Source organism: Herpetosiphon giganteus, assembly GCF_016907925.1.
Lineage (GTDB): Bacteria > Chloroflexota > Chloroflexia > Chloroflexales > Herpetosiphonaceae > Herpetosiphon > Herpetosiphon giganteus.
This window is the reverse complement of record NZ_JAFBCZ010000001.1, coordinates 1-19,148: the sequence shown is the minus strand read 5'-3', so window position 1 is coordinate 19,148 and position 19,148 is coordinate 1. Positions and strand designations below refer to the sequence as shown.

13 protein-coding genes are annotated in these 19,148 nt (G+C 51.4%); 11 read left to right on the top strand and 2 right to left on the bottom strand.

What is annotated here, in order from left to right; all coding sequences use genetic code 11:
* Nucleotides 1–2: 2 nt before the first annotated feature.
* Nucleotides 3–1,130 carry a hypothetical protein gene (locus JOD20_RS00065; RefSeq protein WP_204753349.1) on the top strand — a complete coding sequence of 376 codons (1,128 nt, stop codon included), beginning with the start codon at nucleotides 3–5 and terminating at the stop codon, nucleotides 1,128–1,130.
* Between the two features lie 105 nt (nucleotides 1,131–1,235).
* Here the strand turns inward: JOD20_RS00065 and JOD20_RS00060 are convergent, their stop codons facing one another.
* Nucleotides 1,236–2,777 (bottom strand): FG-GAP repeat domain-containing protein, encoded by a 1,542-nt coding sequence (locus JOD20_RS00060; protein ID WP_338034161.1) that lies wholly within the window; start codon nucleotides 2,775–2,777, stop codon nucleotides 1,236–1,238.
* Between the two features lie 212 nt (nucleotides 2,778–2,989).
* On the opposite strand from JOD20_RS00060, the gene JOD20_RS00055 reads away from it, so the two are divergent.
* From JOD20_RS00055 to JOD20_RS00025, 7 genes are all read left to right on the top strand, one after another.
* Nucleotides 2,990–3,235: a hypothetical protein gene (locus JOD20_RS00055; protein ID WP_152976684.1), complete on the top strand. Its 246-nt coding sequence runs from the start codon at nucleotides 2,990–2,992 to the stop codon at nucleotides 3,233–3,235.
* Between the two features lie 496 nt (nucleotides 3,236–3,731).
* Complete coding sequence (locus JOD20_RS00050; RefSeq protein ID WP_204753348.1) at nucleotides 3,732–4,943, top strand: 30S ribosomal protein S1; 1,212 nt, start codon at nucleotides 3,732–3,734, stop codon at nucleotides 4,941–4,943.
* A gap of 259 nt (nucleotides 4,944–5,202) precedes the next feature.
* On the top strand, nucleotides 5,203–6,417 hold the full coding sequence (locus JOD20_RS00045) for a glycosyltransferase (protein WP_204753347.1): 1,215 nt from the start codon (nucleotides 5,203–5,205) through the stop codon (nucleotides 6,415–6,417).
* A 5-nt stretch (nucleotides 6,418–6,422) separates the two neighbouring features.
* Nucleotides 6,423–7,529, top strand: coding sequence for a glycosyltransferase (locus JOD20_RS26810; RefSeq protein WP_204753346.1), 1,107 nt, complete (start codon nucleotides 6,423–6,425; stop codon nucleotides 7,527–7,529).
* Nucleotides 7,493–9,382, top strand: a complete 1,890-nt coding sequence (gene asnB / locus JOD20_RS00035) for an asparagine synthase (glutamine-hydrolyzing) (protein ID WP_204753345.1) — start codon at nucleotides 7,493–7,495, stop codon at nucleotides 9,380–9,382. The genes JOD20_RS26810 and asnB overlap by 37 nt, the downstream gene beginning before the upstream one ends.
* Nucleotides 9,360–10,733, top strand: a complete 1,374-nt coding sequence (locus tag JOD20_RS00030) for a glycosyltransferase family 39 protein (RefSeq protein ID WP_204753344.1) — start codon at nucleotides 9,360–9,362, stop codon at nucleotides 10,731–10,733. Before asnB ends, JOD20_RS00030 begins: the two co-directional genes overlap by 23 nt.
* Nucleotides 10,734–11,289: 556 nt before the next feature.
* The gene (locus JOD20_RS00025) at nucleotides 11,290–12,621 is read left to right on the top strand and encodes a heme o synthase (RefSeq protein WP_204753343.1); all 1,332 of its coding nucleotides are present in this window, start codon (nucleotides 11,290–11,292) and stop codon (nucleotides 12,619–12,621) included.
* A 54-nt stretch (nucleotides 12,622–12,675) separates the two neighbouring features.
* Here JOD20_RS00025 and JOD20_RS00020 read toward each other — a convergent pair whose 3' ends face one another.
* The gene (locus JOD20_RS00020; RefSeq protein WP_204753342.1) at nucleotides 12,676–14,232 is read right to left on the bottom strand and encodes a choice-of-anchor Q domain-containing protein; all 1,557 of its coding nucleotides are present in this window, start codon (nucleotides 14,230–14,232) and stop codon (nucleotides 12,676–12,678) included.
* A gap of 126 nt (nucleotides 14,233–14,358) precedes the next feature.
* Here JOD20_RS00020 and JOD20_RS00015 point away from each other — a divergent pair, with 126 nt between their 5' ends.
* The 3 genes from JOD20_RS00015 to JOD20_RS00005 all read left to right on the top strand — a co-directional run bounded on the left by JOD20_RS00015 (nucleotide 14,359) and on the right by JOD20_RS00005 (nucleotide 19,005).
* A complete protein-coding gene (locus tag JOD20_RS00015; protein WP_239583655.1) occupies nucleotides 14,359–14,967 on the top strand; it encodes an MBL fold metallo-hydrolase in 609 nt (202 codons plus the stop codon).
* Nucleotides 14,968–15,130: 163 nt separating this feature from the next.
* On the top strand, nucleotides 15,131–16,984 hold the full coding sequence (gene malZ / locus JOD20_RS00010; RefSeq protein WP_204753341.1) for a maltodextrin glucosidase: 1,854 nt from the start codon (nucleotides 15,131–15,133) through the stop codon (nucleotides 16,982–16,984).
* A gap of 635 nt (nucleotides 16,985–17,619) precedes the next feature.
* The gene (locus JOD20_RS00005; protein ID WP_204753340.1) at nucleotides 17,620–19,005 is read left to right on the top strand and encodes an MATE family efflux transporter; all 1,386 of its coding nucleotides are present in this window, start codon (nucleotides 17,620–17,622) and stop codon (nucleotides 19,003–19,005) included.
* Nucleotides 19,006–19,148: the final 143 nt, after the last annotated feature.

Below are 19,148 nucleotides of genomic sequence, written 5' to 3'. Positions count from 1 at the left end.
CTATGACAATGATCGAGGGATTAATCAATCTTGGGGTGTTTTTGATCGGGTTGGTAATTGTGGCCTTCACGCTATTTAGCGCAATTCGCATGGTTGTGTTGCCACGCGGCGATAATGTTTGGCTGACGCGCAGTACATTTCGGCTGGTCTATGGCTGCTTTTTGTTGCGTTTGCGCCGCATCCACCACTACGAACAAGCTGATCGGGTGTTGGCGTTTTATGCGCCAGTCGCCTTGTTAATTATTCCCGTCGTTTGGATGGTGTTGGCGATTACGGGCTTTACCTGTATGTTTTGGGCGGTTGGCGAACATCCATGGAGCAAGGCTTTTTTGCTTAGCGGCTCTTCGATGTTGACCTTGGGCTTTGCGCCGGTCGATTCGACGATTGAAACGATTTTGGCCTTTTTGGCGGCGACGGTGGGCTTGGGCATTGTGGCCTTGCTAATTGCCTATTTGCCAACAATGTATGGCGCGTTTTCCAAGCGAGAAGAAGCTGTAACCTTGCTCGAAGTGCGGGCTGGCACGCCACCATCGGCAATTACCATGATTCAGCGCTATCAACGGATTCATAATTTGGAGCGCATGCCCGAGCAGTGGGCAGCTTGGGAACTTTGGTTTGCTGAGCTAGAGGAGAGCCATACGACTTTTGCTGCTTTGGCGTTTTTTCGTTCGCCTCAGCCCTATCGCTCGTGGATTACGGCTTCGGCAGCGGTCTTGGATGCTGCTGCTTTGGCAGTTTCGACGCTCGATATTCCACGTCAGCCTGATGCAGATTTGTGCATTCGGGCCGGTTATTTGGCGCTGCGCCGCATCGCCGATTTGTATATGATTTCTTACAATGCCACGCCCCACGCCGACGACCCAATTAGCATCACGCGGGCTGAGTTTGATGCGGCGTGTGCTGAATTGGCTGAGATTGGCGTGCCGCTCAAAGCCGACCGCGATCAAGCCTGGCGCGATTTTGCTGGCTGGCGGGTTAATTATGATCAGGTGTTGATCGAATTGGCCAAATTGGTGACTGCTCCGCCTGCGCCGTGGACTGGCGAACGTCCGTTGCCACTCTGTTTCAACATGCCTCGCTTTGGCAACAAACGCCGCCAATTAGCTAAAGAACCAACTGCCTCGATTTGAGGAATTTCCTCACTGGAATGTGGGCGATAAAAATGATCCAAATTAAGCAAAAAGCCCCTCGCCCGCGCCACGGGAGAGGGGTTGGGGTGAGGGAACAATAATAAGTTAACGGGTATATTTGCCATTGCGATAATTATTTTGGCGTGCGGTTGGCCATGGCATCCGATCCAGCCGATAGGTTGCAGGCGTAGCCCAAACGTATAGCACGCCGCCCTTGCTATGAGCCAAAATCTCCGTCTTGCCATCGCGATCCAAATCGGCCAAGGTTGGGCCAGCAGAAATACCTTTAAAATTGGTGCTATTTGGTTCGTAGGTAAATTTCAGCGGGTATGGCGCTTGGTTTACGCCGCTGGTATTGAGCGCATACAAGCGCACATAGGTATTGGCGGTCGTATCAAAGCTATAGGTGCCAAAGACAATATCGACCTTACCATCGCCAGTCACATCGCCAATCGCCACCTCGCTGGCATAGAGTTTTTTGCCGCTGGTGTAATTAAACGACCATAATTGCGTCCCATCGTGCTTGTAGGCGCGAATGGTGCCGTCGTCGTAGGTCACGACGATCTCCAATTTGCCATCGTTTTCAAAATCGGCCAAGGCCACAGGATTGTTGGGTGTAAAATAATTGGCTTTGAGCGGTCTACCAACCGTTTTGCCAACCGACCAGCCGGTTTTGCGTTTGCCATCAGCGCCAACGACCAACAAGGCGCTTGAAGTTTGTTCGTGGTTGCTCAGTGGGTCGCGCACCTTGCCTGCAAAAACGATCTCTTGCTTGCCATCGTTATCTAAATCGCCGATTGCTGGCGCAACCCGGGTATATTCGATGTATTTATCTTTGCCCCAAGTGCGTTTATTTTCGTCGAGGTAGGTTTGCAAGGGCCAGCCAGGCAGCAATTGGCCTTTGCCATTGTAGGCATAAAAATACAGCTCATCGCGGCCCATCAAAATTTCGGCATAGCCATCGTTATTAATATCGGCAGCGCTCACTTGGCCAAACGCACCCGAGCCTTTGTGCGATGAAGTGGGAAAGCCAGTTACAGTTGCGCCATTGTGCGACCAAGCATACAAATTAGGCGCATAATTGGTATCGCTCCCAGCTTCGTTGGTCGTAATGCCAATCACTTCCATACGCGAATCGCCCACAATATTGGCAATTGTCACGCTCATAAACTCTGGCTCGTTGCCATTGGTGATATTAGCCCAAGCCATTTCACGCGGCCAGCCGCTGCGAATTTTGCCCTGATAATCAAAGACAAAGACTTTGCCGCGTTTGCCAGCGGTTGCGGCACTGCCACGGGTTCCGGCCACCACTTCGAGCTTGCCATCGTTATCAATATCGCCAATTGCCAGCGAACTATTGATGCGCGGATCGTTATCGCAGACCGTGCCAGTTTTCCATGGAAAGCCTGCTAACTCCTTGCCCAAATGATCCCAGCCCCAAATACAACCGGTGCTATCGGCGGTCAAGACCTCTAAATTACCATCATTATTTAAATCGACAACACTGGGTGCGGCAAAAAAACTGCCATATGGCTCGGAATCGGGAAAGCCTGCTTGATAGGGGATTGTAGATTGAGCGTGGACTGGCTGAATTAATAAACCGATTAACAACACACAGAACAACATCCCTAAGCGTCGATACAACACTCCTTACCTCCTATTGATGAGATGATGGGGAACAATGGAAACAACATTGTCTCTTCTAAATTGGGTTGTTGGATGTACTAGGGAGTGTAGCATGGATTATGCTGAAACTTATGAACTTTGATTAACATAAGCTGCGAATTTTTAATAATTAAGCCCAAAAATCACGGCATTGCTTCTGCTATAGCCAACCCTAGAATAAGCAAGGAGGCTTTATGCACTGCCCAAAATGCACAAATGCAATGACCACCTCGGCTTTGGTGACCCCAGATGGGGTTGAAATTATGGTCCTAGGCACCTTGGCGAGCGGCCATCGCCCGCTTTCGGCCCAAGTCTGTAGCGCCTGTGGCTATACCGAGCTGTATGCGGCTCAATGGACGGAAGAAATTCAACAAGCGCGCGAAACTGCTGTCTTAGAAGCCGAACCAATCGCTGTTGCCAGCGCCGAACCGGCTTTGTAGTGCCTCAACGTCCAGCAACCGTTGCTGGACGTGTCTTTTTGGTTAGAACTAGGCCAGCTTAGGATTAAAAGGCTAGCCCCAAGGATTAATTGAGATTTGACATTCGCTGCTAACCTACGTATAATTGCAGGCGCGTAAAAACCATTAAATTTCGTTGATCGTAGCCTTACGTCTCTGTGAGTCGTGGTTGTGCTGATAACCAGCGAAGGAGAACACAGCGTTTCGTGTTTCCCCAAAATCACCGTCAAACAAAGATGCATTTCGCGCAAAGCACGATCACGTGATGCGCTTTTTTAACGCCATTTTTTCAGCTGAACAGTCAGCGGGCGACCTCGCTGTTTGGCGTTGACTATAGATGCAACTTTGGTGTGGCAGCACGTAAATCCTCATTTCTACGCAACGCCCCCCGAATGAAGCTCTCCGAATATTAACTTGGTCGCATTGGCCTAACCCTGTGAGCTTGCTCGCAGACCCATCAAAACTAATTGGAGACCCGATGACAGTGGACACCGAAAGCATGGATGCCGTTCAAGATTGGACGACACTGCTTGCTGAGTACGATTATCAACGCCCAGAACGCGGCCAACTGCGTGAAGGTATCGTTATGCGCGTCGAAGACAGCCAAATCTTGGTTGACATTGGCGCAAAGCACGAGGGCGTTATCCCTAACCAAGATCTGCGGCGCTTGCCACCAGAAATGGTTAGTGGCATCAAGAACGGTGACACACTGCAAGTGTACGTGATGGAACCAGAATCAAAAGAAGGCGAACTGGTTCTTTCACTCAACATGGTGCAGGTTGAGCGCGATTGGCAAGAAGCCCAAACGATGCTCGAAAATGGTCAAATCATCGAAGCTGGCGTTGTTGGTTTCAACAAGGGCGGTTTGTTGGTTCAAGTTGGCCGTGTGCGCGGTTTCGTACCAGCCTCACAAGTTGTCAACTTGCACAGCCGCACTGGTACCGAAGGCCAACAAAGCGCTATGACCAAGATGGTCGGCCAAAATATTCCTTTGAAAGTTATCGAAGTTGATCGCGATCGCAATCGCTTGGTACTTTCAGAGCGGGCCGCTATGCAACGCTGGCGACAATCGCAAAAGGAACGCTTGCTCGAAACTCTCGAACCAGGCGCAGTGGTCACTGGTCGGGTCAACCAACTCACCCCATTCGGTGCTTTCATCGATTTGGGCGGCGCTGATGGTTTGGCTCACATTTCAGAGCTTTCATGGCAACGGGTTAACCACCCACGCGAAGTCTTGCAACCAGGCCAAGAAGTCCAAGTCTACGTCTTGGAAGTCGATCGCGACCGCGAACGGATTGGCTTGAGCTTGCGCCGTTTGCAGCCAGATCCATGGGCAACCATCGATCAACGCTACGACCTCGGCCAATTGATCGTTGGTGAAGTAACCAACATCGCTCCTTTCGGCGTGTTTGTACGCGTTGAAGAAGGCGTTGAAGGTTTGATCCACGCTTCAGAATTGACCGAAAACGGCCAATCGCCAGACTCATTGCAACAAGGTCAACAAGTGCAAGTGAAGGTGATCAGCCTTGATCGCCAACGCCAACGCCTTGGCTTGAGCTTGCGCCGCGTTGATGGCGATGGTGAAGCCGCTGAAGCAACTGCAGCTCCTGTAGCTGACGTTGTTGAAGCTAGCACCGAAGCCGCTAGCGATGCTGCTGAAGCAACCAGCGAAGAAGAAGTCGGCGCATAAGATCGTCTGACGATTTTGGGCAACGGGCTGTGTCGTTTTGGCACGGCTCGTTGTTTTTTTTAGGGTTCAGGGTTCAGGGGCTAGGGGTCAGGAAATAGGCTATGGACTTTTGGCTTTTGGTTACAGACTATAGAAACAATCATCTGGGCTAATCTGTGACAATCTGTGGCTAAACATGCTCTATGCTCTATGTTCTATGCTCTATGCTCTCATAACTTCCTGGCCCCTGAACCCTGAATCCTAGCTCCTCAATAAACGTATGCTCAAAACACTCTACATAACCTACGATGGCTTGCTCGACCCGCTGGGCCAAACGCAGATTTTGCCTTATTTAGAGGGCTTGGCTGCACAACACGGCCATCGATTTGTGATTCTCTCGTTTGAAAAAGCTACACGTTGGGCGGATGTGACGCGTCGCCAGACGCTGATTGAGCATTTGCAACGCCATAATGTTGTGTGGCTCCCGTTGCGCTATCATCAACGCCCAACTCTGCCCGCAACTTTGTATGATTTGATGTTGGGGCTGTGGACGGCCACCGTCGCTGTGCAACGTTATCGGATTCAAGCCTTGCACATTCGTTCAACGGTGCCGCTGACGCTTGGATTATTGCTCAAACGCTGGTTTAAGCTGCCTTTGCTCTTCGATTTGCGCGGCTTTTGGGCCGATGAACGGGCCGATTTGGGTATGCCACGCACTGGCTTGCTCTATCACTTGCTCAAAAAACTTGAGCAAACTGGCCTCAACCAAGCTGAGCAAATTGTGACCTTGACCAAGCAAAGCTTGCGCTATTTAGCCGAGCATAGCCACAATTCACAAATTGCCAATAAAACCTCAGTTATTCCATGCGCCGCCAATTTGCAACGCTGGCAACGCGACGAACAAGCACGAACGCGGATTCGCCACGAATTGGGCTGGCAAACACAACAGGTTGTGGTCTATAGTGGCTCGCTTGGCGGCGGCTATCGGAGCGCTGATCTGGCCGAATGCTTCGCTGCATGGCTACAAAACGAGCCAAATTTGCGCTGGCTGGTGCTTTCCAACCAAGATCCACAGCCGCTGATCAAGGCCTTGCAGCATTTGAATGTCCCCGCCGAATCTTATACAATCCGCAGTGTGGCGAGCAATGACGTGGCGCAATGGCTGAGCAGCGCCGATGTTGCGATCTCGTTAATTACGCCGAGCTATGCCAAAATTGCCTCGTCGCCAACCAAATTTGGCGAATATCTGGCCTGTGGCTTGCCGATTTTTAGCAACGCCGGTATTGGCGATAGCGAAGAATTATTTGCCCAAGGCGTGGCGATTGAAATTGCTGATTTTAGCGTAGCTGCGTATCAAACAGCCTGGCAAAGCTACCAAGCCTTGCGCCAACAGCCCGATCTTGGCCAACGCTGCCGAGATTTTGCCGAACGTGAGTTTGATTTGGCGAGCGCAATCGAACGCTATGCAGCCTGTTATCGTGAGTTAGAACGATGAACCAAGTGCACTCTGTGCTTTGCCTGACAGCCTATCAACCAATGCTGACAGCCAGTGTGCGCTATCGAATTATGCCCTATGCGCCTGCTTTGGCCGCCGCAGGCATTGAATTGCGCTATGTGCCATTTGCCACGCCACGGCTTCAGCGCTTGCTTTATCAACCCAAGCGTTATCCCCAGAAAATGGCAGCGCTGCTTGGCTCGCTGGTTCAATGGCTGGCCAAATTGCCGCGCCAACCAGCAGCAGTGATTGTGCAACGCGAAGCAGCATTAATCGGCGCGCCAGTGATTGAGCGTTGGTTTGGTCGGCGCGTGCCAGTTATTTTCGATTTTGATGATGCGATTTTTCTGCCGACCGATCCCAAACGTAGTATTAATGGTTGGCTGAGCCGCTTGGCCCGACCAACTAGCAAAACCGATCAACTATTGAGCTTGAGTAGCATGGTTTGGGCGGGCAATGCTTATTTGGCCGATTATGCGCGGCGTTTCAACCAACATGTGCATGTCATTCCCACTGTGGTTGATTGCCACCAGTGTCAGCCACGGCCTGCGCCAAATTCCCAAATTTGTACGCTTGGCTGGATTGGCAGTCATTCGACCGCCCGCTATTTGGATCAACTGCGACCAGTATTGAGCCAGCTCGCCGAGCGCTATCGCTTTCGTTTGCTCGTGGTTGGCGCGGCGCAAGCAATCGAAATTGCAGGCGTTGAATGTTTGAATCTCGATTGGCAACAAGCCCGCGAATGGCACGATTTTCAGCAAATTGACATCGGTCTGTACCCGATTGAAGCCGATTTGTGGGCTGAGGGCAAATGTGGCCTCAAAGCAATTCAATATGGCGCGGCGGCAATTCCTAGCGTGTGCAGCGCAGTTGGGGTTAATCAACAAATTATCGAGCATGGCCAGACCGGATTTTTGGCCAATAACACCGCCGAATGGGCCGAATATTTGGGGCGTTTGCTCGAAGATGGGCAATTGCGTCAGCAAATGGGCCAAGCAGCGCGCCAAAAAATCGAGGCCGAATACAGTGTGCAACGCTATCAAACCAAGATTGTGGCAGCACTCAAGGAATGTTTATGTGTGGAATCTGCGGCATCGTCAGCACAAGCCTAATCGAGCCAAACACCGTTCAGGCAATGAACCAGCAATTGAGCCATCGTGGGCCGGATGGCGCAGGAATTTGGCAATCGAGTACCTGTCAATTAGGCCATCGGCGCTTGGCAATTATCGATTTGGCGACTGGCGATCAGCCATTGAGCAGCCCCGATGGCGCTTGGCAGTTGGTGTTTAACGGCGAAATTTATAATTTTCGGGCTTTACGCCAGCAATTGCATGGGCTTGGCCATCAATTTCGCACCAACAGCGATACTGAAGTGTTGCTTGCGGCCTTGATCGAATGGGGCGAACAGGCCTTGCTGCGGCTTGAAGGCATGTTTGCCTTTGCTGCCTGGCATGCGCCAAGTCAGCGTTTGTGGCTGGCCCGCGATCGCTTGGGCAAAAAACCGCTCTACTACAGCCAAACCAGCAATGGCTTGGTTTTTGGCTCAGAAATCAAAGCCTTGTTGGCGTATCCTGAGCTTGAACGTAGCTTGAATCCTCAAGCACTTTCGGCCTATTTAACCTATGGCTATGTGCCGAATCCAGCGACGTGGTATGCCAAGCTTCAGCAACTTGCGCCTGGTCATGGCTTGGTTTGGCACGCTGGCAGCATTCGCGAATGGCCTTGGTGGCAGGCTCGCCAGTTTGCCCAGCAACCACGGCTCAGCATTTCGGCCAAAGCTGCGATTGAACAAACGCGCCAGTTGGTGAGAGCTGCGGTTGAGAAACGCCTCATTAGCGATGTGCCGTTGGGCGCGTTTCTCAGCGGTGGCTTAGATTCGAGTATCGTTGTGGCCGAAGCGCAAGCATTGCTCGGCCAGCAATTGCAAACCTTCAGCATTGGCTTTGCTGGCGGCGGTTGGTATGACGAAAGCGCTTATGCTGAATTGGTTGCTAAACAGCTTGGCACCAAACATCATTGCTTTATGGTCGAGCCAAATGCAATTGTTGAATTGCCGCATGTGCTGGCGCACTACGATGAGCCATTTCTCGATTCTTCGGCCTTGCCCATGGCCTTGCTCAGTCAAATGACCCGCGAACATTGCACCGTGGCGTTATCGGGCGATGGTGGCGACGAGGTGTTTGCTGGCTACGAGCGCTTTGGCGCTGGCCTCTGGACGCAGCGCTACCACCAATTGCCAAGTTTGCTGCGCCGCAGCCTTGAACAAACAATCGCAGTGCTGCCCGAAACGAAGGCCAATCAGCGCTTGGCTCGGCTCAAACGGGTGGTAGCAAAAATCAAATTGCCGTTAGCGCAGGGCTTTCCGCGCTGGCTCATGGCGTTTACGCCAGAAGAATTAGCTGCTTTGGGTGTAGCTGAGCTTCAGCCAAGCGCCGCCGAACGCTATCGCCAAGCAACGGCAGGCGTTGCTGATCCGCTGGCGCAACTGTTGTGTTATAACCTTACTAGCTATTTGCCCGATGATCTATTGGTAAAGGCGGATCGCATGAGTATGGCCTATGGCTTGGAAGTGCGCTCGCCATTTTTGGATCAGCATTTGGTTGAGTGGGCTTTGCAATTGCCCGCTAATTTGCTGTGGCGCGGTGGGCGTGGCAAGTGGTTGTTGCGCCAAGCCTACGCTGAACGCTTGCCCAAAAGCATTCTTGAGCGGCCAAAACATGGCTTTGGCGTGCCGCTTGATGCTTGGTTTCGCCAGCAACTCAAGCCTATGCTGCACGATTATTTGCTGGCTGATACGAGTAGCATTCAGCAATGGCTGGCCAAACCTAAGCTTGAACAACTTTGCAAAGCCCATTGGGCTGGTACAATCAACGCAGGACATCAACTCTGGACATTGCTCAGTTTAGAACTATGGCTGCAAACTCATCACCAAATGAGGCCAGATGCGCACAATTATGTGGATTAAGAATCATCGTTGGCTTAGCTCGTTGTTGGTTGCCTGCCTTTGCTTTGGCGTAGGCGGTGTGGCTGGTTTAATGCCGCTGCGGTATTTGGCTGGGATGGCATTTTGCCTTGGCCTAACGGCACTGGCCTATGGCTGGGTTTGGCTGATTAGCAAGCCAGACGAGTTGCGTAGCATGCTTGTGTTGTGTTTTGCAGCGATGGGCTTGCGTTGGGGAGCCAGCTTTGCGCTGGAGTTTTTGTGGCCTAGTTTTGAATCGCTGAGCGATGGCGCAGCCTATGGCCCGCATGCCATGGCGATTGCCCAAGCGTGGCGGCTTAATTATTTTGCCAGCTACGAAGCGGTGGTGGCCACGCCTGTTGGCGCGCCTGGCTATGTTTATTTTTCGGCAGTGCTTTTTTGGCTGTTCGAGCCAAATACTTTGCTGGTGAAATTGTCCAATGGCTTGTTTGCAGGTATGGCGGCGGTCTACACAGCCAAATTAGGCAATCACTTTTTCGACCAGCGAGTTGGGCGTTTTGCCGCAATTTGGATGTTGTTTATGCCCTCGCTGGTGCTCTGGACTTCGCAAAATCTCAAAGATAGCGCGGTGGTGCTGCTCTCGGTTTGGATTTTATATGTTGCCAGCCAAGGTTTGCGCTCGTCGCTCTGGCAAATTCCCTTGTTGGTAGTGCTGATTGGGGCTTTGATGAGCGTGCGCCGCGAAACCTCGATTGGCATTGGTTTGATGATCGCCTTGACGATTGGTTTTCAGCAAACTCGCCATTGGCTGACCCGCTTGAGCCTCAGCGCCGTGACGATTGTGGCCCTCGGTTTGGTGCTTTCGAGCAGTGGCTATGGCTTTTTGGGCAGTAACTATCTGCAAGAGCGGCTTTCGCTGAGTGCAATTGCTGAAAAGCGCGAGGCCAATTCGACTGGCACAGGCACAATTGAAAATACGATTGATACGACTACGCCGCTTGGCTTTGCCCGTTATTTGCCAATTGCCTTGATTAATTTTTGGCTGCGGCCTTGGCCTTGGGAAGCAACCAAAAGCACCGCCCAGTTGCTGACGATTCCCGAGGCGGCCTTGCTGTGGTATCCGCTGTGGATTTTGGCGATGCTTGGCATGCTGTTGGCGTGGCGTAGTCGTTGGCGAGAAACGATGTTGCTGTGGTTATATTTGTTGGCTGGCAGTGCTGCTGCCGCGCCGCAATATGGCAATTTTGGCACGGCCTATCGTCATCGGGTGCAATTGTGGCCAATCTTCTTTTTGTTTGCTGGCTATTGTTGGTATCGTTGGCGCGATGCTCAAGTGGCGCAACGCCAAGCAAGAACCGTGCAGTATGGGCCGAGTATAGAGCAAAGAACATAGAACATAGGGGCTGGGGATTGGGGGTCGGAGATCGGGGCTAGAATAACCGGAACCGCGAAGGACGCGAAGAACGATTATTTTTTCGCCACGAATTGCACGAATGATGCGTATTTTTTAGCCACGAATTGCACGAATTGCACGAAGTGATCGTCCGATAGCCCATAGCCAAAAGCCCATAGCCATGCATCCTCTGCGCCTCTGCGTTAAAAACCACGCTAATTGCATTTTTAGCCACAGAATTTCCTATAGCCAAAAGCCCATAGCCAAAAGCCTGAACCTTTCAATTATGTTCTATGCTCTATGCTCTATGCTCTTACTCCTTTTCTCTGCGCCTCTGCGTTAAAAACACGATAATTGACGTTTTAGCCACAGAATTCTCAATAGCCAAAAGCCGATAGCCTGATCCCTGATCCCTAGCCCCTAAAATCTCCTGAGCGTTTGACACTCCGAATTGGCTATGCTATATCTTTGAGAGAACATAATCAATGGTATCATAGCGAGCAGCCGTTCAAGCGGAACGGTCTGTTTGTTAGCGCGTACAAAGGAACCGAGGCCTATGCCGGCTCTTGCCACCCCTGAACAAAAAAATGAGGTCAGTGCAGCAATCAGTGAACGCTTGCCTGCAAAGCCTCGCGATTCGTTTCGTCCGACCGCAGCCTTGACGGCGGTTTTTAGTGCATTAACAACCGTCAATAGCCTATGGTGGGTTTTGAGTCCACAGCATACGCTGGCTCCGGTCGTATTTGGTTGGTTGTTGGTCTGTGGCTTGTTGGGCTTGATCTCGGTGGTCGGCTCAGCGCGAGCTGAACATCGGCCAATTCAATGGCTCACTTGGCTGGCTCAGCCCTTGGGCATTGCCGTGATTGCCTTGGTCAATACGACCTACGCCGATTGGGTTGGTTGGGCCAATTTGGCTTGTGCCGTGGCAACCACAATCGTCACGGGCTTAATTACGTATTTGGCCTATCACAGCGAAATTAGCACGCCTAAAAATCAAACCAACAGCAAATTGGCCGATTTTCGGGTGTTGATGAAGTTTCGGATTATTTCGCTGCTCTTGCTGACCACCCTCATTCCCATGTATTTGGCGAACGGCGGCGAGTGGCCTAAATTTTATGTTGTGGTTTTGACCTTGCTTGGTGGCACCTTGGCCGCAGGCGGGGCCAACGCCATCAATATGTTCTACGATCGCGATATTGATGCAGTGATGAGCCGCACCAAAAAACGCCCCTTGCCAAATAATCGCTTGACCCAATGGGAAGTGTTGGGCTTTGGCCTGACGCTCAGCGTGTTATCGTTTTTGGTGCTCTTGCCAGTTAATTTGTTAACTGCAATTTTGGCGGTGAGCGGCATTTTCTACTATGTGGTGATTTACACCATGTGGCTGAAGCGCACGACGGTGCAAAATATTGTGATTGGCGGCGCTGCTGGCGCAATTCCACCAATGGTTGGTTGGGCTGCTGGCACTGATATTAACTTGTTTGTGGATAGCCCAATTAAGTGGCTGCCCGCAGTATTTCTGTTTGCAATCGTCTTCTACTGGACCCCACCGCACTTCTGGGCCTTGGCAATTATTCGGCGCGAAGATTATGCCAAAGCTGGCGTGCCAATGTTGCCAGTCGTCAAAGGCGAGGCCGAAACCCGCCGCCAAATTGTGCTCTATTCGTTCATTATGATTGCGCTTTCGTTTATGTTGGTTTCGTTGCAAGTGGTTGGCTTGTTGTACCTTGGCTTGGCCATGGTGCTGGGCGCAATTTTCTTATATTACGCCGCCAACATGATGCGTGACCATTCGCATGCGGCCGCTTGGAAGCTCTATCGCTATTCGTTGCTCTATCTGGCGCTTTTATTTGTGGCCATGGGCATCGACCGCGCGTTGCTTGGCTAAATTGGCAGCAATCAAACCCGCTTGGCTTTTAGCGAGTCAAGCGGGTTTTGCATTTTAGTTGGGTTTGCGCGCCAGCGGCAGATAAATAGTATGGCTTGGGCTAAATGGAGCGCCATTATATTCAAATGCGCCAATATCGCAGGTTCCCGCCCGTGTATACCCACGCTGATCAAGCCCAATACAGGTTGCCGGATTGCCTGCATTGATCGCTGGACTGCCAGCAGGCAAGGCTGCTGTTTTGGTCGCACCACCATTATTAGCAAGTCCTACTAGGCTCAACTCAGGTGTGCGAATCCCTCTTGTGCAGTTGGTTTCGTTCCAGAAATTGGGGTTGGGATTCTTGGGCGGATATTGCATATTATTGCTGCCATCAATCAATGCGTTGGTACAATGTTGCATAATTTTGATGTCCCAATCGGTTGAGTTGTGCGCAAATAGCGTATTGCGAATTGTGATCGTTTGGCCTGCGATTGCGCCGCCATTGAAACCAGCATGGTTCTGGGCAAATGTTGCGTTAGTAATATCCACCGCTGCGTTATTGTTCACTGCCAAGGCTCCACCATTGCCTTTTTTCCATTCTTCAGCATCAGGATAACTGCGCGGATCGGTTGCATCATTGGCATAAAAGGTTGTATTGCGGATGGTTGCTGGGGCATCGACCCACAATCCACCGCCTTGACCAATGGCTTTGTTGCCTTCGAGCGTCGAATTGTTGATAATGAGGCGTTCGTTGCTTACGCCAGTTGCGGCAAAGCCATACCAAATTGCGCCGCCAGTGCCTGACCAATCGGCTGATGGAGCGTAGGTTACGCTATTATTGGTAAAACTCGAACGCTCAATTGTGGCGGTTTCGTTGCTATACAAGCCAATAAAAATCGCGCCGCCATGATTGTTGCTTGTATTGCTCGTATAGCTATTGTTCTGTAGCATAATGCCATCGGGGCCGCCATCGGCGGGCAATCGTGTTCCATCGATGTAGATTGCGCCACCGCCGCCGCAATCGCCATACTGATTAATCGCCGTGGTATGCATGGCGCTATTTTGCTCAAAATTGCTATTACTAACAACTAAATTTGTGCGCAAACTATTAATTGCGCCACCATTATTAGCCCGATTGTTGATAAACACGCTCTGATCAATTGTTGCCCGACTGCCGCCACCAATGAAGATTGCCCCGCCACCATCGCAGGCCTCACTATCTTTCGTTGCTTGATTATTTTCAAATCGCAGATTGCTGATCGTAAGCGTGTTCCAAAAGCCAATTTTGAGGCCTGCGCCTTGATCACTCGTGTGGCCATTACGAATCGTTAAGTTGCGCAGGGTAATGTTGAGGTGATTGGCACTGCGCAGCAAGCGCCGCGTATTCTGGCCATCAAAAATTGCGTTGTTATTGCCATTGATTTCGGTATGTTGGTTAAGCACAAGTTCGTTGCTAAATATAAGCACGGTTGGGCTGCTACAATTGATATTGATGATGCCGCCTGTGTTGATTGCTGCGCTAACCGCCGCCGAATTACAATCGACAAGCGGGCTGCTGGCTTGAGAATTGCTCGGCCATACTCCAGCCAGTAACCCAAGTAGCAAGAGAATTCGCCCAAATAATAAAACCATCGAACACTCCTAAATAATGAATTAATTCAATGGCTTATGATACTGCACCATACCAAAACAATGCTTTTTGGTGCAACCATGACCATTGGGCCAATTTGAATCTATAATGAAGCAAGGAGGAAATTTATGATGGAATTACGCCACCGTGCTGTTGGGCCATGGCCAATGAACAGCTATGCCTTGGTTTGCCCCCACACCAACGAAAGTGTGTTGATCGATCCGGGTGCTGACCCCGCGCGCTTGCAGGCGATGCTCAACAACACCATGCCGATTGCAATTTGGCTAACCCACACCCACAACGACCATATTGGCGAAGTTGCTAGCATGCGCCAACGCCTGAATGTGCCAGTGCTTGGCCATCCAGGGCCGCAAACTCGGCCTGTGCCGCTTGATGCTGGCATTAGCGATGGCCAGCTTTTGACGGTTGGTCAGCATACGATCAAGGCGGTCTACACGCCTGGGCATACTAGCGATATGGTCAGTTTTTTGGTCGCTGATAGCCCAATTGCAATTGTTGGTGATACGATTTTCGCTGGCGGGCCAGGTCGTACGTGGTCGGCTGCCGATTTTCAAACGACCTTACAAACTTTGCGCAATATCATCCTCAACTGGGATGATCAGCTGATTTGTTATGCTGGCCATGGCCCAGAATTTAGCCTAGGCTCAATTCGGCCCAAAATCGAAGCCTTCCTCGCCCGCGATCACGGCGATTTCTACGGCGACGCTGAGTGGTAAACGAGGGGTCAGGGGTCAGGGGTTAGGGGGTAAGCAGAGCATAGAACATAGAGCATAGAACATAATAACTAGTCAAAGTTATGCTAATCAATCATTTCAAAAACAGCGTATCTGTCCCCTAATCCCTGATCTCTGACCCCTCTAGTAACAACGAGAAACACCAATGCACTATCCAACTTGGACGCGCGCTGTCTACCACGATGGTTCGGCGCTCTATCTTCAACCAAGCCAGCCTTATACGCTTGGACAAACGCTGACGGTGCGGTTGCGCAGCTCGCTCGATGCGCCCATTAGCCAAGCCTTTATTCGGCTCTGCCCCGATGGCGAGCAAACTTTTGTACTGATGCAACCTGCCGAACGCACGGCAACAGAGCAATGGTGGCAGGGCCAGATTACGCTCTCGATGCCGCGCACTGGCTATCGCTTTTGGCTGATGACCGAGCATGGCGGTTGGTGGCTTTCGGCAGCGGGCATGCAACGCTCAACGCCAACCGATGCGACAGATTTTAAGCTGTTGGCCGACTATCACGCCCCAACTTGGGTGCATTCGGCAGTGTTCTACCAAATTTTTCCCGATCGTTTTTGTGATGGCGAGCCGAGCAATAATGTGATTGCTGGCGAGTACAACGTGTATGGCGTGCCAGCCATCGCCCGGCAATGGGGCGAAACGCCGCAGAAAGCAACTGGTGGCGTGGAGTTTTTTGGTGGCGATTTACAGGGCATTAGCCAAAAGCTCGATTATCTTGATCAGCTGGGAATTAATGCGCTGTATCTTACGCCGATTTTCACTGCGCCATCGAACCACAAATACGATACCGCCGATTATTTGCAGATCGATGCTCATTTTGGTGGCGAAGCAGCTTTGGTTGAATTGCGCCAAGCCAGCCAGCGTTACCAGATGAAATTAATGCTCGATATTGTGCTCAATCACTGTGGCTATACCCATCATTGGTTTACGGCAGCCCAAGCCGATGCCAACGCGCCAAGTGCCGATTATTTTTCGTGGATTGAGCATCCCAACGAGTATGAATCGTGGCTTGGTCATCGTTCGTTGCCCAAACTCAATTATGCGAGCCAAGGTTTGCGTCACGCAATTTATGGCGACGAGCAATCGATTGTGCGCCATTGGTTGCGCCAACCATATGCGATTGATGGCTGGCGCATCGACGTGGCGAATATGTTGGCGCGCCAAGGCCCAAGCCAATTGGGGCACAAAATTGGCCGCGCCTTGCGCCGTGCGGTTAAAGCCGAAGCCCCTGAGGCCTACTTGCTGGGCGAACATTTCTACGATGGCAGCAACCATTTGCAGGGCGATGAACTTGATGCCAGCATGAATTATCGTGGTTTTACCTTTCCAACCTTGCAATGGCTGGTTGGCTTCGATATGGCCTCGGTCTGGAATTTGGCGTGGGAAGATCGGGCCTTATTGCCAAGCGAAGCTTTGGGCGAGCAATGGCTGGCGTTTTTGGCGGTTATTCCATGGCAAATCGCCTTGCAACAATTTAATCTGCTCGATTCGCACGATACGCCACGTTTGCTGACGATTGTTGGCGGCAACCGAGCCTTGCACCAAGTTGCGGTAACCTTGCAAATGAGCTTTCCTGGCGTGCCGTGTATTTATTATGGCGATGAAATTGGGCTGCAAGGTGGCGGCGATCCCTATTGTCGTGGCTGTATGCCGTGGGATGCTCAAGCTTGGGATCATGAATTGCTCGGATTTTATCGCCGCTTGATTGCATTGCGCCGCAATTCGAGTGCGCTAAGCGTTGGCGGGTTTCAATTATTGCTGGCCGAGGGCGATACGGTGGCGTTTGTGAGGCGTAGCGCCGATGAATGTTTGTTGATTGTTGCGCAGCGAGCCGCCACCAACATTCCATCAATTCCCATGCTGGCAACCGGCCTCGCCGATGGAACTGTTTTTGCGCAGGTTGACGAGGCAAGCGAAATTACCATTGAGGCTGGCGGGTTGCAACTGCCGCAAACTGGCATTGGCGCAAGCATTTGGCGCATGAAGTAAGAACAGAGAGCAAAGAGCATAGAACATAGGGATTTGGGTCTAGGGGCTTTTGACGAAAGAGATTTTTTTTCGCCACGAATTGCACGAATTCCACGAAGCACGATTTTTTTGCCACAGATTCACACAGATTTTTGGGATTATGTTCCTGCTCCCCGATAGCCAATAGCTGTACTGATTCATTGCGTTAACAACGATTCCCCCTCACCCCCTAGCCCCCGCTCCCGCCAGCGAGGCGAGGGGGAACCACGAATCCAGTGCTCCCCTCGCCCGCGTTCAGTGGGAGAGGGGCTGGGGGTGAGGGCATACACCTGGTTGCCAACCCAATGAACCAATACAAATAGCCAATAGCCATGCATCCTCTGCGCCTCTGCGTTAGTAATTGATCCACGAACGACACGAAGGGCACGAAGCACGATTTTTTTGCCACAGATTCACACAGATTTTTGGGATTATGTTCCTGCTCCCCGATAGCCAATAGCCAATAGCCATGCATCCTCTGCGCCTCTGCGTTAAAATCCTGACCCCTGAATCCTGATCCCTCATCCTGTTTTGATTTTTGCCTTCTGCCTTTTGACTTTACGTGACTTCTGCTATTATGCATATATCGACATATTGCATGAGGTAATGGATAAATCATGGCAATTCCAGTAGGCGCGACTCGGGGGAGCAGCAGCCAACGCAGCGCTGTATTAAAGTTGGGCTTGCCAGCAGTTGGCGAGCAATTATTGAGCTTGATGGTGGGCTTGGTTGATACCTATGTGGTAGGTCACTTAAGCCTTGAAGTTGCTACTGCGAATGGCTACGACCGCCAAGTTGCGTTGGCGGCAACTGGCATTTCGAGCCAAGTGACATGGACATTAATTACCTTTTTTATGGCAGTTGCGCTTGGCAGCACGGTGGTAATTGCGCGCTTTATTGGGGCTGGCGAGCGTGAACAAGCCAACCAAACCTTGCGCCAAGGCTTGATTATTGGGCTGGCAATGGGCTTGCTCGGCCTATTTTTAGCCTACGCCTTTGCGCCGCAACTGATGGATTTGCTTGGCGCTAACGAGCAAGTACGACGGTATGGCGCTGGCTATTTGCGCATTTCATCCTTATCAATGCCGCTGATGGCGATGCTCTATGTTGGCAACGCCGCATTGCGTGGCTCGGGCGATACCCGCACGCCGCTCAAAGTGATGCTGGTGGTCAATGGTATCAATGCAGTGTTATCGTTGCTCTTGGTCAATGGCTACCTTGGGTTTCCGGCGCTCGGCATCAATGGCGCAGCCTTTGCAGCAATGAGCGGGCAAGGTGTCGGCGGCTTAATCGTGCTTGCAACCTTGATTCGTGGGCGCTCAGGTTTGCAGTTCAATCAAATTCCGCGACCTAATCGCAATTTGATGTGGCGGATTTTACGCCAAGGCCTGCCGTATGGCGCTGAACAATTTATTTTTCAAGCAGCGTTGTTGATTTTCATCCATTTGATCAACGATATTGGCACGGCGGCCTACGCTGCTCACAACACGATCATCACAATTGAGAGCATCTCGTTTTTGCCTGGCATGGGCATGGCGGTGGCGGCAACGACCTTGGTTGGCCAGCATATGGGCGCAAATCAGCCCCAAGCAGCCAGCGAGAGCGGCTTCGAGGCTTTTCGTTTAGGCGCAATTTTTATGAGCGCAATTGGCTTGCTGTTTGTGATTGCGCCCGAAGTCTTTTTGCGCTTTTTCGTGGCCGATGAAGAAGTTGTGCGTTTGGCAGCCTTGCCATTGCGCATGGTTGGTTTTGCCCAGCCAGCCTTGGCGGCTAATTTCATCTTCAGCGGCAGTTTGCGCGGCGGCGGCGAGCCAAAATGGCCCTTGATTAGCAAAATGCTGAGTGTTTGGTGCGTGCGCTTGCCCTTGGCTTGGCTGTTGGTCAAACACTTCGATCTTGGCCTGAATGGCATTTGGCTGGCGATGTGCACCGATTTTGCGGTGCAGGGAACCTTGGCTTGGTGGCGCTTCCGCCAAGGCAAATGGCAAAGTGCCAAAGTCTAATCAAGGATGAGGGATGAGGGATGAAGGATGAGGGATGAAGGATGAAGAATGAAGGATGAAGAATGAAGGATGAAGAATGAAGGATGAAGAATGAAGGATGAAGAATGAAGGATGAAGAATGAAGGATGAAGAATGAAGGATGA